Source organism: Streptomyces sp. TOM-9, from assembly GCF_056858595.1.
This window is the reverse complement of sequence record NZ_JBXEQB010000001.1, coordinates 6,883,861-6,898,299: the sequence shown is the minus strand read 5'-3', so window position 1 is coordinate 6,898,299 and position 14,439 is coordinate 6,883,861. Positions and strand designations below refer to the sequence as shown.

The following is a 14,439-nucleotide window of genomic DNA, read 5'->3' as shown; positions in this document are numbered from 1 at the left end:
CAGCTCGATAGCGGGGAGGCCCCGTCATGTCACGGCAAGGCACCCGCAGCGCGAACCGCTCGGAACGGGAGGGGCGGGAGAGCCGGGGGTGGTGCGGAAGGTTAGGCTTACCTTCATGAGCACCTGCACCTCCGCGTCCAGCTCGCTGGCGGAGCCCGTCGCCGCGACGGCGGCCACCGCGCGGACCTGGCTGCTGCTGGAGCAGCCGGGGCCGTGGGGTCCCAAGGCGCTGACCGGGAGCCATCTGGATCCGCGGGTGGGCAGGGCGCTGGAGCGGGCCGCGGCCGGGACCGGGGTACGGGTCGGGCTGATCCGGCGGCCCGGGCGGCACGCGGACCGGCATGACGTGCGGCGGCGCACGGCGTACGTGGCGCACACCGTGCCGGGTGGCTCCTGGGTGCGGGACGCGGTCGTGGAGGACCCGGCCGCGCTGCTGGGCCTGGACTTCGGGGCGCTGGGCCGCGGCGACCACCGCGGCTTCGGGATGCCGTACGAGGGCGACCCGCTCGCCCTCGTCTGCACCAACGGCAAACGCGACCGCTGCTGCGCCCTCAACGGCCGGCCGCTCGCCGCGGAGCTGGCCGCCTCGGGGCTCGGTGAGGTGTGGGAGGTGACCCACCTGGGCGGGCACCGGTTCTCGCCGACGATGCTGGTGCTGCCGTACGGCTACGCCTACGGCCGGGTCGACGCCGCGCTGGCCCGGCAGGTGCTGGCGGCCGCCCGCGAGGGCGACATAGTGCTGGAGGGCTGCCGCGGACGTTCCGCGTGGGAGCGTCCGGGCCAGGCCGCCGAGCTGGCCGTGCGGCGGCTGACCGGCGAGCTGGACGCCGAGGCGCTGACCGTGGACGGTGAGCACGGCACCCGCGTGCGGCACCGCGACGGGCGGGCCTGGGACGTCGCGGTGACGCCGGTCGCGGCGGAGCCGCCCCGGCCCGAGAGCTGCGGGGCGGCCCTGGGGGCGCCGCTGCGGATGGAGATCAGCGGCATTCAGCCGGCGCTCTTGACGAACTCCGTGGTGTAGGTCTTGCCCAGGTCCACCTGGGCGTTCTGAAGGTTGGGGTTGAAGGCCTTGAGGACCCGCTCCACCGTCTCGGGTCCGCCCTCGGGCATCACGCCGTCCTTGGTGAACATCGGCAGCGTGCTCTCGATCGCCTTGACGTAGAGCTCCTGCCCGCCGCCCTGCGCGTAGTCGGCGGGCATCTTCGCGGCGATCTCCGCGGCGCTGTGCGTGGACATCCAGCGGAGCGTCTTCACGAAGGCGTTGGCGAGCTTCTGCACCGTCTCCTTGTGGCTGTCCACCCATTCCGTCTGCATGTAGAGGCTGGAGGACGGGTAGAGCCCGCCGAGCGCCTGCCGCGAGCCCTCCGGCGTGCGCATGTCGACGAGCACCTTGCCGAGCCCCTTGTCCAGGATCGTGGCCACGGTCGGGTCCGTGGTCATGCCGCCCTGGATCGAGCCCTGCTCCATCGCGGAGATGAAGGTCTGCCCGGCACCGACCGCGACCGGGGTGAACTCGCTGGTCTTCACGCCGTTGCTGACGGCCAGGTACTTGGTGAGGAAGTCCGTGGACGAGCCGATGCCGGTCACGCCCAGCTTCCTGCCCTTGAAGTCCTCAGGGCCCGTGAGGTCGCCGGCCGCCGCGTTGGAGACGATCTCCACCTCGCCGGGCGCCTGCGAGAACTGCACCACGGACTCCACCTGCTTGCCCTTCACCTGCAGGTCGAGCGTGTGGTCGTAGAAGCCGACGGTGCCCTGCACGTCGCCGGAGACGAGCGCGGTCTCGGCCTGGACGCCGGCCGGCTCGGTGAGCAGTTCGACGTCCAGGCCCTCGGCCTTGAAGTAGCCGAGCCGCTCGGTGAGCATCGCGGGCAGGTAGATGACCTTGTCCAGGCCACCGACCATGATCTTGACCTTGTCGCCCTTGCCGCCGGAGGCGGAGGCGGAGTCGCCGCCGCACGCGGTGAGCGTGGTGAGGGCGACGGCGGAGGCGGCGACGGCGGCCGCGGCCCTGAGGGTTGCGCGCATCTGGTTCACGTCCTTGTGAAGGGGGTGGGCGGGAGGCGGTTGCGGGGTCAGCGGGCGGAGCCGGACTCGCCCGGCTTCCAGCGGAAGAGCCGCTTCTCCAGGAAGGTCAGCAGGCCCTCGGCGAGCAGCGCGACGACCGCAAGGATCGCCATCGCGGCGTAGACGCCCGCCGAGTTGAAGGTGCCCTGCGAGGCGGCGACCAGCAGGCCCAGGCCCTTGGTGGCGCCGATGTACTCGCCGACGATGGCGCCGATGAGGGCGAAGCCGAAGCTCACGTGGAGGCTGGTGAAGATCCACGAGGTGGCCGAGGGGATGACGACCTGGAAGGTGACCTGACGGTCGCGGGCGCCCAGGATGCGGGAGTTGGCCACCAGGTTGCGGTCGACCTCGCGGGCGCCCTGGAAGGCGTTGAAGAAGACCGGGAAGAAGACCAGGACGACGGCGGAGGCCACCTTGGATGCCGGGCCGAGTCCGAACCAGATCAGGAAGATCGGCGCGAGCACGATCCGCGGCAGCGCGTTGAGCACCTTGATGTACGGGCCGAGCACGTCGGCGAGGAAACGGATCCGCCCGAGGGCGATGCCGAGCACCACGCCCGCGACGACGCCGATGACCCAGCCCAGCAGGGCCTCGTAGAGCGTGTACCAGATCTGCTCCCACAGGGTTCCCTGCGCGGTGCCGTCCACGGCCCAGGTGCGGATCTGCTCCCAGATCCTGGAGGGCATCGAGAAGTGGAAGGGGTCGACGGCCCCGGCCCTGGCCAGCCACTCCCACAGCCCGAGGACGGCGACCAGGAGCAGCACGCGGCTGCCGTGGACGAGGTAACTGCGGTTGCGGGCGGCACGGGCGCGCGAGCGCGCGCGGTCGGTGCCCGCGGGGTCCGAGGTGGCGGCGGCCGAGGGGGCCGCCACGGTCTCAGGCGACATCGGCCGCACCCCTCTCGCGGGTGATGCGGACCTCTTCGCCGAGCGAGGCCCAGATCTCCCGGTAGATCTCGATGAACCGCGGCTCCAGCCGCACGGACTCGACCTGGCGCGGGCGCGGCAGGTCGATCTCGAAGACCTCCTTGACCGTGGCCGGCCCGGCGGTCATGACGACGACCTTGTCGGCGAGCGCGATGGACTCCTCCAGGTCGTGGGTGACGAAGACGACCGAGGCGCCCGTGCCGGACCACAGCTCCAGCAACTCGTCGGACATCAGCGCGCGGGTCTGCACGTCGAGCGCGGAGAAGGGCTCGTCCATGAGCAGGATCTCGGGGTCGTTGACGAACGTGGCGGCGAGCGCGACGCGCTTGCGCTGGCCGCCCGACAGCTGGTGCGGGTAGCGGTCCTCGAAGGCGGACAGGCCGACGCGGGCGAGCCACTCACGGGCCCGCTCCCTGGCCTCGGCCTTGGGCACGCCGCGGAAGCGGGGGCCGGCCATGACATTGGACAGCACGGTCCGCCAGGGGAAGACGGCGTCCTGCTGGAAGACGTAGCCGACCTTGTCGCCGATGCCGCGCACCGGCTCGCCGGCGACCAGCACCTCGCCCTCGGTGGGTTCCTCCAGCCCGCTGACCAGGGTCAGGGTCGTGGACTTGCCGCAGCCGGTCGGGCCCACGACGGCCACGAACTCCCCGCGGCCGATGGTCAGGTCCAGGTCGCGGACGGCGGTGTGGAGGGCCCCGGACGGGGTCCGGAACGCTTTGCTCGCTCCCCGCAGTTCGATGGCGGGGCCGGTCTGTGTGCTCATGCGCCGGGACGGTAGGCGTGGCCCGGGTCACGGCGGCACCCTTGCGGTCACAACTGCGCCTTGTGCCCACAACCCCCTGTTCTGCTCGTTTTGCTCGCGCTACGACAACGAAAGGGCCACGGGGGCTGGGCAGCGGGCCCTGGCCGCGTTTACGTTGCGTTCACAGCCAGGCGAACGGACGGGCGAATTCCGCAAGGGCGCGGAACACCGGGAAGGACAGGGGTGACGTCGATGCGCATCCGCTGGCCCCGCCGCGTCTTCGCCCAGGTGCTGCTCGTCCAGGTGGTCCTCACCACCGGCGTCATCACCCTGGCCACCGGGCTGTTCCTCGCCCCCCTCAGCTCCCAGCTGGACCAGCAGGCGATGCGGCAGGCGCTGTCGATCGCCCAGACCACCGCCGCGACCCCGGGTCTCGCCCACGACCTGGTCACCACGCGCCCGAGCGTCACCGGGCCGGTGCAGGAGGAGGCCGAGCGGATCCGCCGTGCCACCGGCGCCCTGTACATCGTGGTCATGGACACCCGCGGTGTGCGCTGGTCGCACACGGACGTCGCCCAGATCGGCCGACACGTCTCCACCGACCCCAGCGTGGCCCTGTCGGGGCGCGAGATCATGCAGATCGACCGGGGCACCCTCGGGCGTTCCGCGCGCGCCAAGGTGCCGCTGCACGGGGCCGGCGGGAGGATCGTGGGCGCCGTGTCGGTGGGCATCGCGTACGACAGCGTGCGGGAGCGGCTGCTGGCCACGGTGCCGGTGCTGCTGCTGTACGCGGGAGCGGCGCTCGCGGTCGGCGTCCTCGCGGCTCTGTTGGTGTCGCGGCGGCTGCAGCGCAGGACGCACGGGCTCGCCTTCGCCGACATCTCCGCGCTGCTCGACGAGCGCGAGGCGATGCTGCACGGCATCCGTGAGGGCGTCATCGCCCTGGACGCCCAGGGGCGGGTGCGGCTGCTCAACGACGAGGCGCAACGGCTGCTCGGCCTCGGTCCGGACGCCGCCGGCCGCGCCCTGGACGAGGTGCTGCCCGCCGGGCGGACGACCGAGGTGCTGACCGGCCGGGTCGCGGGCACCGACCTGCTCACCGTCAGCGGGGCGCGGGTGCTGGTCGCCAACCGGATGCCGACCGGGGACGGCGGGGCGGTGGCCACCCTGCGGGACCGCACCGAACTGGAGCGGCTGGGGCGGGAGCTGGACAGCACGCACGGTCTGCTGGACGCGCTGCGCGCCCAGGACCACGAGCACGCCAACCGCTTGCACACGTTGCTCGGGCTGCTCGAACTCGGTCTGTACGACGAGGCGGTGGACTTCGTCGGCGAGGTCGCCGACGCGCAGCGGGCTTCCGCGGAACAGGTCGCGGAACGGGTCAGGGACCCGCTGGTGTCCGCCCTGCTGGTCGGCAAGTCGGCGATCGCCGCGGAGCGGGGGGTGGCCCTGTCGGTCTCCCCCGTGACCCTGCTCCCGGACCGGGTCGTGGACCCGCGGGACCTGGTCACCGTGCTCGGCAACCTCATCGACAACGCCCTGGACGCGGCGGGTTCGCGCGTCGAGGTGGAGCTGCGCGCCGAGGGCACGACGGTCGTGCTGCGGGTGTCCGACGACGGTCCCGGCGTACCGCCCGAGGCCCGTGAGCAGATCTTCGCCGAGGGCTGGACGACGAAGCGGTCCCCGGCCCACCGCGGCCGCGGGCTCGGCCTCGCGCTCGTGCGGCGGCTCGCCGAACGGTACGGCGGCATGGCCCGGGTGACCGCCCGCGCGGGCGGCGGCGCGGTCTTCACCGTCGTCCTGCCGGAGGCGCTGGCCGGCGTGGAACTCACCTCGGCCGCGTCCGCGGCCTCCGGGGCGTCCGCGGGGGGAGCACGATGATCGACGTCATGGTCGTGGACGACGACTTCCGCGTCGCCGAGATCAACGCGGCGTACGTCGCCAGGCTCCCCGGGTTCCGGGTGACCGCCCGCGCCCACACCGCGGCCCAGGCGCTGGCGACGCTGGAGCGCATGCACGTCGACCTCGTCCTGCTCGACCACTACCTGCCGGACGAGACCGGCCTCACCCTGGTGCGGCGCATGCGCCAGCTCGGCCACAGCGCGGACGTGATCATGGTGACGGCCGCCCGTGACGTGGCGACCGTGCAGGCGGCGATGCGCTTCGGCGCGCTGCAGTACCTGGTCAAGCCGTTCAGCTTCGCCGGACTGCGGGCCAAGCTGGACGCCTACGCGGCGCTGCGCCGCACGCTCGACGGCGTCGGCGGGCGCGGTGAGGCCGGCCAGGAGCAGGTGGACCGCATCTTCGGCGCGCTGCGCACGGCCGGTGCGGCGCCGGCGGACCTGCCCAAGGGGCACTCGGCACCCACCGCCGACCTGGTGCGCAAGGTCCTCACCGAGGCCGCGCAGCCGCTCTCCGCCCACGAGGTCGCCGCACGCGCGGGCATCAGCCGCTCCACCGCGCAGCGCTACCTGAAGTTCCTGGAGCGCGAGGGCCGGATCAGCCTCACCCTCAAGTACGGCGACACCGGCCGCCCCGAGCACCGGTACGCGTGGGCGCGGACCGGCTGACCCGGTTCACCGGCGGGCGAGTTCATGGCTCAGCGCCCGCGCCGCCGCGCACACCACGGGCGCGACGCGGTCCGGCCGCAGCCCCCGCGTGGCGCCGGTGACGGAGACGGCGGCGACGGGGAAGGCGCTCGGGCCCAGCCGCGGCCCGTAGACGGGGGCGGCGACGGCGGAGACGCCGACCTCGGCCTCCTCCCAGTTCACGGCGTAGCCGCGGACCCGGGTGCGGACGAGGTCCTGCTGGAGCAGCCGCGGCACGACGATGGTCCGCGGGGTGCGACGGCGCAGCCCGCCGCCGAGCACCACCGCCAGGCCGGGCGGGGCCCCGTAGGCGAGCAGCGCCTTGCCGGTGGCGGTGCAGTAGGCGGGGAGGCGGCCGCCGACCCGCGAGATGATCTGCATCGAGCGGCGGCCGGTGAGCTTCTCCAGGAAGACGGTGTCGGCGCCGTCGACGACGGCGAGGTGCACGTTCTCGTGGGTGGCCTCGTACAGCTCCTCCATGAACGGCAGCGCCGCCTCGCGCAGCCGCCGGTGCGGCACCCGCTGGCCCAGTTCGAAGAGGGCGAGACCGAGCCGGTAGCCGTCCGTCCCGCGCTCCACCAGGCCGACGGCGGTCAGTTCGGCGAGCAGCCGGTGCACGGTCGACTTGGGCAGGCCGGTGCGGGCGGCGAGTTCGCCGAGCGGGATCCCGTCCTCGCCCGCGGCGAAGGCACCGAGCAGCGCGGCCCCGCGGGCCAGCATCGACCGGCTCTCCGTCACGGTCGCATCCTCGGCGCTCATGCGTGCCCCCGCAAGGGCACCTCGACCAGGAGCGGGCCGTCGAGCCCGCCCACCGCCGCGACCGTCCGCGCCAGTTCCTCCGTGCCGTCCGCACGGATCGCGGGGATGCCGAAGAAGCGGGCGGCCAGCCGCCAGTCGAGCTCGCCCAGGTCGAGACCGGGGTGCGGGGCGGAGGGGCGGCCGCCACGGGTGTCGAGGGTGTCCTTCAGGGTGCGGTACTCGCCGTTGGCCATCACCACGAACAGGACCGGCACCCGGTGGTGCGCCGCGCTCCACAGCCCCTGCAGCCCGAACATCGCGCAGCCGTCCCCCAGCACGGCCACCACCGGGCGTCCGGGCGCGCCGAGTCGGTGGCCGACGGCCGCGCCGATGCCCCAGCCGAGGCCCCCGCCGACCGTGTGGACGAAGCCGCCCGGACGGTCCCGGCGCAGCACACCGCGCAGGTGCACCCCGACGGTGATCGACTCCTCGACGAGCACCGCCTCCTCCGGCAGCGCGGTGGCCAGGGCGTGCGCGGCGGCGAGCGGGTCGACCGGGGCACGGTGCCGCGCCGACCGGGCCCGCAGGCCGAGCCGGTCCCGTGCCTCGGCGTGGCGGGCGCCCGCCTCCCGTATCCGCTCGCGGGCGGTGTCCTCGGGAACCAGGCGGGCCAGATGACCGGCGAGCGCGGCCAGCGAGGAGTCCAGTGGCCCGGTGAGGCCGAGGGCGACGGGGAAGTTGCGGCCCGGTTCGGCGGGGTCGGCGTCGATCTGCACGACCGTCAGGTGCTCTGGGACGGGCGGGCCGGGACTGTAGTGGTGGGGGGTGAAGGCCCGGCAGCCGGCGATGAGCAGCGCGTCGTGGCCCTTCAACCGCTCGTGGATGCGGGCGTTGACGGGCGGCAGCGGTCCGGCGTACAGCGGGTGGGAGCCGGGGAAGTCCAGGTGGTCGTTCATCGGCTGGTGGTAGGTGACCGCGCCGAGCGCCTCGGCGACCCGTACCAGCGCCGCGACCGCCCCGTCCCGGCCGACCCCGTCACCGGCGACGACCGCGGGCCGTCCGGCGGCGGCCAGCAGGGCCGCCGCCCGGTCGAGCCCGCCGGCCGGCCCGGGCGGCGCGAGGGGGGAGCGTGCGGGGATCTCCACGGGTGCGGCGTCCTCGAGGACGTCCATCGGCACGGAGACGAACACCGGGCCCTGCGGCGGCTGCCGGGCCAGCGCGAAGGCGCGGCGCAGCACGAGCGGCAGGTCCTCGGGGCGGTGCACCTCCTCGGCCCGTTTGGCCGCTCCGGCGGCGAGGGCGACCAGGTCCCCGGCGAGCATGGGCTCCTGGAGCAGGTGGCGCCGGTCCTGCTGGCCCGCCATGACGACCAGCGGGGTGCGGGAGCGCCGGGCGTTGAGCATCCCGATCAGGCCGTTGGCGGTGCCGGCGGCGATGTGCAGGCTGGCGAACGCGGGACGGCGGGTGGCCCGGGCGTAGCCGTCGGCCATGGCCACGACCGAGCCCTCGTGGACGCCGAGGACGTACTCGGGCGAGGGGCGGGGCCCGGACAGCGCCTCGAGGAAGGGGAGTTCGGTGGTGCCCGGGTTGCCGAAGACCCGGTCCCCCCCTCGTCGGCGAGGATCTCCAGCAGGGCCCGCAGGGCGGTCGTCATGGCGGGGACGCCTCTCATACGCTCATGCCGCCGTCGACCGCGACGGTGGCTCCGGTGGTGAAGCTCGCGTCGTCGCCCGCGAGGTGGAGCACGGTGCGGGCGATCTCCTCGGGTGCCGCGTGCCGGCCGAGGGGGACCATCGCGTCGAACGCCCTGGCCGCGTGCTCGGAAGGCTGCCCGGTGGCGGCGGTCTCGATGCGCCGCATGAACGGGGTGTCGGTGGGGCCCGGGTGGATGGTGTTGACGCGGATGCCGCGGGCGGCGCACTCGCGTGCCGCGACACGCATCAGCCCGACCTGGGCGTGCTTGGCCGCCGCGTAGCCGCTGATGCCGGGGTCGGCGGTGCGTCCGGCGACGCTGGAGTTGATGATCACGGAGGCACCGGGCCCGAGGTGCGGGAGGGTGTGCTTGAGCAGGAGGAAGGCTCCGACGACGTGGACCTCGACGACCCGCCGGAAGACCTCCTCCGGGTAGTCCTCGACGGCCGCGACCTCACCGGTGATCCCGGCGTTGCTGAAGACGACGTCGAGGCGGCCGAAGCGGGCGAGGCCCTCGGCGACCGGGACGGCCACCGCAGCCGCGTCGGTGACGTCGACGACGCCGGCGCAGCAGCGGCCGGCGCCCACGGGGACCAGCCGTCGCGGATGCAGACCGCGCCGGCGGTCACGCCGAGCGCGTAGACCCCGCCGACCGACAGGTCGACCTCGCGCATGGCGAGGGCGAAGACCATGCCGGCCGCCATCAGCCCCACGTAGCAGGCGTTGTGGGCGGTCCCGGTCAGGTTGGACCGCGTCAGGAAGTCGGGCTCGGCGATGCCCACGACGAGCACCAGCAGGACCAGTACCGCTGCCACGCCCGTCTCGTCGCGCAGCAGCCAACGCACACGGCTCGATGGCATGCCGCACAGCGTGGAGGCGCCGCGGGCCTGCGGCAATCGATGCGTTCCGCCAGGCGGAACGGGTGTCAGACCGCTCCGGCCCCGGTGAGCGAACGGACCTCGACCTCGGCGAACTTGTCCTCGTCGGCGCGCTCGCGGGACAGGACCGTGCCCAGCCAGCCCGCCGCGAAGCCCAGCGGGATGGACACCAGGCCCGGATTCTCCAGCGGGAAGTACTGGAAGTCCACGCCGGGGAAGAGCGACTGCGGGCTGCCCGACACCACCGGGGACAGCACCACCAGCGCGACCGCCGGGAGAAGGCCCCCGTAGATCGCCCACACCGCGCCGCGGGTGGTGAACCTCCGCCAGAACAGCGTGTACAGCAGCGCGGGCAGGTTGGCGGACGCGGCCACCGCGAACGCGAGCCCCACCAGGAAGGCCACGTTCTGGCCCTGCGCGAACAGGCTCAGCGCGATGGCCACCCCGCCGATGCAGACGGCGGCCACCCGGGCCACCCGCACGTCCTGGTTCTCCCGGCGCCTGCCGCCCGGTGCGGTCCTTCGACGGCGCAGCGTCGCGTGGAGGTCGTGGGCGACCGAGGCGGACGAGGCGAGCGTGATGCCGGCGACGACGGCCAGGATCGTGGCGAAGGCGACCGCCCCGACGACCGCGAAGAGGACCGTTCCACCGGTGGAGCCCGCTCCCCCGCCCAGGTCGAGGGCGAGCAGCGGCACCGCCGTGTTCCCGGCGGCGTTGGACGCGCGCACGGTGTTCGAGCCGACCAGCGCCGCCGCGCCGAAGCCCAGCACGATCGTCATCAGGTAGAAGCCGCCGATGAGTCCGATCGCCCAGACCACCGAACGCCGCGCCGAGCGTGCCGTGGGCACGGTGTAGAAGCGCGACAGGATGTGCGGCAGCCCGGCGGTGCCCAGGACGAGGGCGAGGCCGAGGCTGATGAAGTCCAGCCGGTCGGTCCAGCTCTGCCCGTACAGCCTGCCGGGGGCGAGGAACTCCCGGCCCTGGCCGCTGCCGTCGGCGGCCGAGCGCAGCAGCGCTCCGAGGTCGCCGTGGAAGCGCACGAGGACCAGGACGGTGAGGGTGATCGTGCCGCCCATGAGGAGCACGGTCTTGACGATCTGGATCCAGGTCGTGGCGCGCATGCCGCCGAAGGCGACGTAGAAGACCATGAGCGCGCCGACGCCGATGACGGTCCAGGTGCGGGCGGCCGATCCCTGACCGCCGAGCAGGAGGGAGACCAGGCTTCCGGCGCCGACCATCTGCGCGACCAGGTAGAGCACGGAGACGGTGACCGCGGAGGTGCCCGCGGCGATCCGGACCGGGCGCTGGCGCATACGGGCGGTGAGGACGTCGGCGAGGGTGTAGCGGCCGCAGTTGCGGACCAGTTCGGCGACGAGCAGCAGCACGAACAGCCAGGCGACGAGGAAGCCGACGGAGTAGAGCATGCCGTCGTAGCCGAAGAGCGCGATGAGCCCCGAGATGCCGAGGAAGGAGGCGGCGGACATGTAGTCGCCGGCGATGGCGAATCCGTTCTCCAGCGGGGAGAAGAGACGGCCGCCGGCGAAGAACTCCACGGACGAACTGCGCCGTCGGCCGGCCCAGGCGGTGATCGCCAGGGTGACGGAGACGAAGACGGTGAAGAGGACCAGCGCCAGGCCCTGGTGGTTGCCGGTCACCGCATCCGCTCCTGGGTGTCCCAGCGCAGGTCGAGGGCGGCCCGGTCCCGGCGCAGCCGGGCGTGCCGGGCGTAGGCCCAGGTCAGGAGGAAGGTCGTGGCGAACTGGGCGAGGCCCAGGACCATGGCCACGTTGAACTCGCCGACCAGCGGCCGGGCCATCAGCCGCGGCGCGGTCGTCGCCAGGACGAGGTAGAGCAGGTACCAGGCGAGGAAGGCGGCGGCCGCCGGGAAGACGAACCGCCGGTAGCGGGAACGCACCTCCTGGAAGGGGCCGCTGGCCTGCACCTCGCGGTACACCCGGGCGTGTGCGTCGGCCGGGCGGGCCTGCGTCGGGAGGGAGACCGGCGGTGGCTCGGGGCCCTCCCACTCCCCCGCGGCCAGGACGTCGTACCAGGGGTCGTCCACCCACAGCCCTCCGGTTTCCGCCCGGTCGTGCTCTTTCACGAACTCTCCTCGCCTCACGGGCCGATCGGCCGTGCGCCCAAGCATGGACATTGCGGGAAGATCCGGGAGCCTCCAAGCAGAAACCTTCACCTCATCGGGTGATGGTGCCCCACTCCTGGGGGTGGGGAGGCTCCGGCGCCCTCCACGGGTGGGTGACCGCGGAGGGCGCCGGCACGGGGAACCGGTCCGTCAGGCGTCGATCCGCGAACGGTCGAGCGTGGCTGCGGAGTTGGCGATGAACTCACGACGCGGCGCGACCTCGTTGCCCATCAGCAGGTCGAAGGCGAGCTCCGCGCCCTCCAGGTCGCTGATGTTGATGCGGCGCAGGGTGCGGTGGCGCGGGTCCATCGTGGTCTCGGCCAGCTGGTCGGCGTCCATCTCGCCGAGACCCTTGTAGCGCTGGATGGAGTCCTTGTAGCGGATGCCCTTGCGCTCGAACTCCAGCAGCGTCTCGCGCAGCTCCCGGTCGGAGTACGTGTAGACGTACTTGTCCTGGCCCTTGCGGGGGTTGGTCAGCTCGACCCGGTGCAGGGGCGGCACGGCGGCGAAGACCCGGCCGGCCTCGACCATGGGCCGCATGTAGCGCTGGAAGAGCGTCAGCAGCAGACAGCGGATGTGGCTGCCGTCGACGTCGGCGTCCGTCATCATGATGATCTTGCCGTAGCGGGCCTGGTCGATGTCGAAGGTGCGGCCCGAGCCTGCTCCTATGACCTGGATGATGGCGCCGCACTCGGCGTTCTTCAGCATGTCCGTGACCGAGGACTTCTGGACGTTGAGGATCTTGCCCCGGATCGGGAGCAGCGCCTGGAACTCGGAGTTGCGCGCGAGCTTGGCCGTGCCCAGGGCCGAGTCGCCCTCGACGATGAAGAGTTCGCTGCGGTCCACGTCGTCGCTGCGGCAGTCGGCCAGCTTGGCCGGCAGCGACGAGGACTCCAGCGCGGTCTTCCGGCGCTGCGCGTCCTTGTGCTGCCGGGCGGCGATCCGGGTGCGGGCCGCGGCGACGGCCTTCTCCAGGACGGCGCGGGCCTGCTGCTTGTCGTCCCGCTTGGTGGAGGTGAGGAACGCCTTGAGCTCGCGGGACACCACGTTGGCCACGATGCGGTTGGCCGCCGAGGTGCCCAGCACCTCCTTGGTCTGGCCCTCGAACTGCGGCTCGGCGAGCCGGACCGTGACGACCGCCGTCATGCCCTCCAGGGCGTCGTCCTTGACGATGTCGTCCTCGGCGACGCGCAGCATCTTGGTGGCGCGCAGGACCTCGTTGAACGTCCTGGTGACGGCGCCCTCGAAGCCGCGCACATGGGTGCCGCCCTTGGGGGTGGCGATGATGTTCACGAAGGAGCGCAGCGTGCTGTCGTAGCCGGTGCCCCAGCGCAGGGCGACGTCGACGCCGAGCTCGCGGGTGACCTCGGTCGGGGTCATGTGGCCGAGCTCGTCGAGGACCGGGACGGTCTCCTTGAAGGTGCCGCTGCCGGTCAGCCGCAGCACGTCGCAGATCGGCTTGTCCGGGGTGAGGTACTCGGCGAACTCGCTGATGCCGCCGTCGAAGTGGAAGGTGTCCTCGACCGGCTTCCCGTCCTCCGAGCCGTTGTCGGGGCGCTCGTCGCGGACGACGATCGTGAGCCCGGGGACCAGGAACGCGGTCTGGCGGGCGCGCTGGTGGAGCGTGTCCAGGGAGAGCTTGGCGTCCTTGAGGAAGATCTGACGGTCCGCCCAGTAGCGGACGCGGGTGCCGGTGCGGGCCCGCGGCACCTTCTTGACCTTGTCCAGCCCGTTGCCCGGCTCGAAGGCCGCCTCGGGGCCGACCTTGGCGAAGCTGCCGGGGACGCCGCGGCGGAAGCTGATCGCGTGCGTGTGGCCGCCGCGGTCGACCTCGACGTCCAGCCGCGCGGAGAGCGCGTTGACGACGGAGGCGCCGACACCGTGCAGACCGCCGGAGGCCGCGTAGGAGCCGCCGCCGAACTTGCCGCCGGCGTGCAGCTTGGTCATGACGACCTCGACGCCGGACAGACCGGTCTTGGGTTCGACGTCGACGGGGATGCCGCGGCCGTTGTCCCGCACCTCGACGGAGGCGTCGCCGTGGAGGACGACCTCGATGTGGTCGCAGTGGCCACCCAGGGCCTCGTCCACCGAGTTGTCGATGATCTCCCACAGGCAGTGCATGAGGCCGCGGCTGTCGGTGGAACCGATGTACATGCCCGGGCGCTTGCGGACCGCTTCGAGGCCCTCGAGCACGAGCAGGTGTCGCGCGGTGTAGTTGGAGCCGTCACGATCTGCACCGGTCAGCAACGCGGTGGACGGCACGGATGTTTCGGCGGTCACGCGAACGTCTCCTCATGAAGTTCTTCAGCCGTATCGGTGAGAGGGTACCGAGGTCACGCACGGCCGTTTCGCCGCGACCCGGTACGGGCATCATGCTAGCCCTTTTTCGAAGGTACGTTCGATCCCTCGTTTGAGTGATACACATGTCACGTTCCCCTGGAGGCATGAACCATTTAGGCTCGGGGCACGTCCTCCTCAACAACCGGCTTCCGGGCCGGGGGGACACAACCGAACAATCTGACCAGTTCTGCCAGAACGACCCGAAGCCGACAGATAAGACGCCAGAGGATCTTTCGCCGCCAATCGGTAGCATCCGGCCGCTACAACGACAGTTTCCAAGGAAAAGACCTGAGCGGGAACACTTTGGGCCTGGTTGGATGTTGACCCT

The 14,439-nt window shown here is 72.6% G+C and carries 12 protein-coding genes; 3 read left to right on the top strand and 9 right to left on the bottom strand.

Annotated features, from left to right (window positions below; all coding sequences use genetic code 11):
- The first annotated feature begins 115 nt into the window (after positions 1-115).
- Positions 116-1,021, top strand: a complete 906-nt coding sequence (locus AC1VWI_RS32075; RefSeq protein WP_499514479.1) for a ferredoxin family protein — start codon at positions 116-118, stop codon at positions 1,019-1,021.
- On the opposite strand, the gene AC1VWI_RS32070 is transcribed toward AC1VWI_RS32075, so the two are convergent.
- Genes AC1VWI_RS32070 through AC1VWI_RS32060 form a run of 3 tightly spaced genes read right to left on the bottom strand, consistent with a single transcriptional unit; the run spans position 988 to position 3,756 of the window.
- Entirely contained in the window at positions 988-2,025 is a 1,038-nt protein-coding gene (locus AC1VWI_RS32070; protein WP_499514478.1) for an ABC transporter substrate-binding protein, read from the bottom strand. The two genes, AC1VWI_RS32075 and AC1VWI_RS32070, sit on opposite strands and share 34 nt — an antisense overlap.
- 47 nt (positions 2,026-2,072) lie before the next feature.
- Positions 2,073-2,951, bottom strand: a complete 879-nt coding sequence (locus AC1VWI_RS32065; protein WP_499514477.1) for an ABC transporter permease — start codon at positions 2,949-2,951, stop codon at positions 2,073-2,075.
- On the bottom strand, positions 2,941-3,756 hold the full coding sequence (locus AC1VWI_RS32060) for an ABC transporter ATP-binding protein (RefSeq protein WP_499514476.1): 816 nt from the start codon (positions 3,754-3,756) through the stop codon (positions 2,941-2,943). Before AC1VWI_RS32060 ends, AC1VWI_RS32065 begins: the two co-directional genes overlap by 11 nt.
- A 231-nt stretch (positions 3,757-3,987) precedes the next feature.
- Here AC1VWI_RS32060 and AC1VWI_RS32055 point away from each other — a divergent pair, with 231 nt between their 5' ends.
- Together AC1VWI_RS32055 and AC1VWI_RS32050 are read left to right on the top strand one after the other, a co-directional pair.
- Positions 3,988-5,616: a sensor histidine kinase gene (locus AC1VWI_RS32055; RefSeq protein ID WP_499514475.1), complete on the top strand. Its 1,629-nt coding sequence runs from the start codon at positions 3,988-3,990 to the stop codon at positions 5,614-5,616.
- Positions 5,613-6,305 carry a response regulator gene (locus AC1VWI_RS32050; protein ID WP_499514474.1) on the top strand — a complete coding sequence of 231 codons (693 nt, stop codon included), beginning with the start codon at positions 5,613-5,615 and terminating at the stop codon, positions 6,303-6,305. The genes AC1VWI_RS32055 and AC1VWI_RS32050 overlap by 4 nt, the downstream gene beginning before the upstream one ends.
- Before the next feature lie 6 nt (positions 6,306-6,311).
- On the opposite strand, the gene AC1VWI_RS32045 is transcribed toward AC1VWI_RS32050, so the two are convergent.
- The 6 genes from AC1VWI_RS32045 to AC1VWI_RS32020 all read right to left on the bottom strand — a co-directional run bounded on the left by AC1VWI_RS32045 (position 6,312) and on the right by AC1VWI_RS32020 (position 14,051).
- Entirely contained in the window at positions 6,312-7,082 is a 771-nt protein-coding gene (locus AC1VWI_RS32045) for an IclR family transcriptional regulator (RefSeq protein WP_499514473.1), read from the bottom strand.
- Positions 7,079-8,614: a thiamine pyrophosphate-dependent enzyme gene (locus AC1VWI_RS32040; RefSeq protein ID WP_499516969.1), complete on the bottom strand. Its 1,536-nt coding sequence runs from the start codon at positions 8,612-8,614 to the stop codon at positions 7,079-7,081. Before AC1VWI_RS32040 ends, AC1VWI_RS32045 begins: the two co-directional genes overlap by 4 nt.
- Positions 8,615-8,729: 115 nt before the next feature.
- Complete coding sequence (locus AC1VWI_RS32035) at positions 8,730-9,341, bottom strand: SDR family NAD(P)-dependent oxidoreductase (protein WP_499514472.1); 612 nt, start codon at positions 9,339-9,341, stop codon at positions 8,730-8,732.
- Between the two features lie 337 nt (positions 9,342-9,678).
- Positions 9,679-11,286: a monocarboxylic acid transporter gene (locus AC1VWI_RS32030; RefSeq protein WP_499514471.1), complete on the bottom strand. Its 1,608-nt coding sequence runs from the start codon at positions 11,284-11,286 to the stop codon at positions 9,679-9,681.
- The gene (locus AC1VWI_RS32025) at positions 11,283-11,732 is read right to left on the bottom strand and encodes a DUF485 domain-containing protein (protein ID WP_499514470.1); all 450 of its coding nucleotides are present in this window, start codon (positions 11,730-11,732) and stop codon (positions 11,283-11,285) included. Before AC1VWI_RS32025 ends, AC1VWI_RS32030 begins: the two co-directional genes overlap by 4 nt.
- A gap of 189 nt (positions 11,733-11,921) precedes the next feature.
- Positions 11,922-14,051 carry a DNA gyrase/topoisomerase IV subunit B gene (locus tag AC1VWI_RS32020; protein WP_499514469.1) on the bottom strand — a complete coding sequence of 710 codons (2,130 nt, stop codon included), beginning with the start codon at positions 14,049-14,051 and terminating at the stop codon, positions 11,922-11,924.
- Positions 14,052-14,439 lie beyond the last annotated feature (388 nt).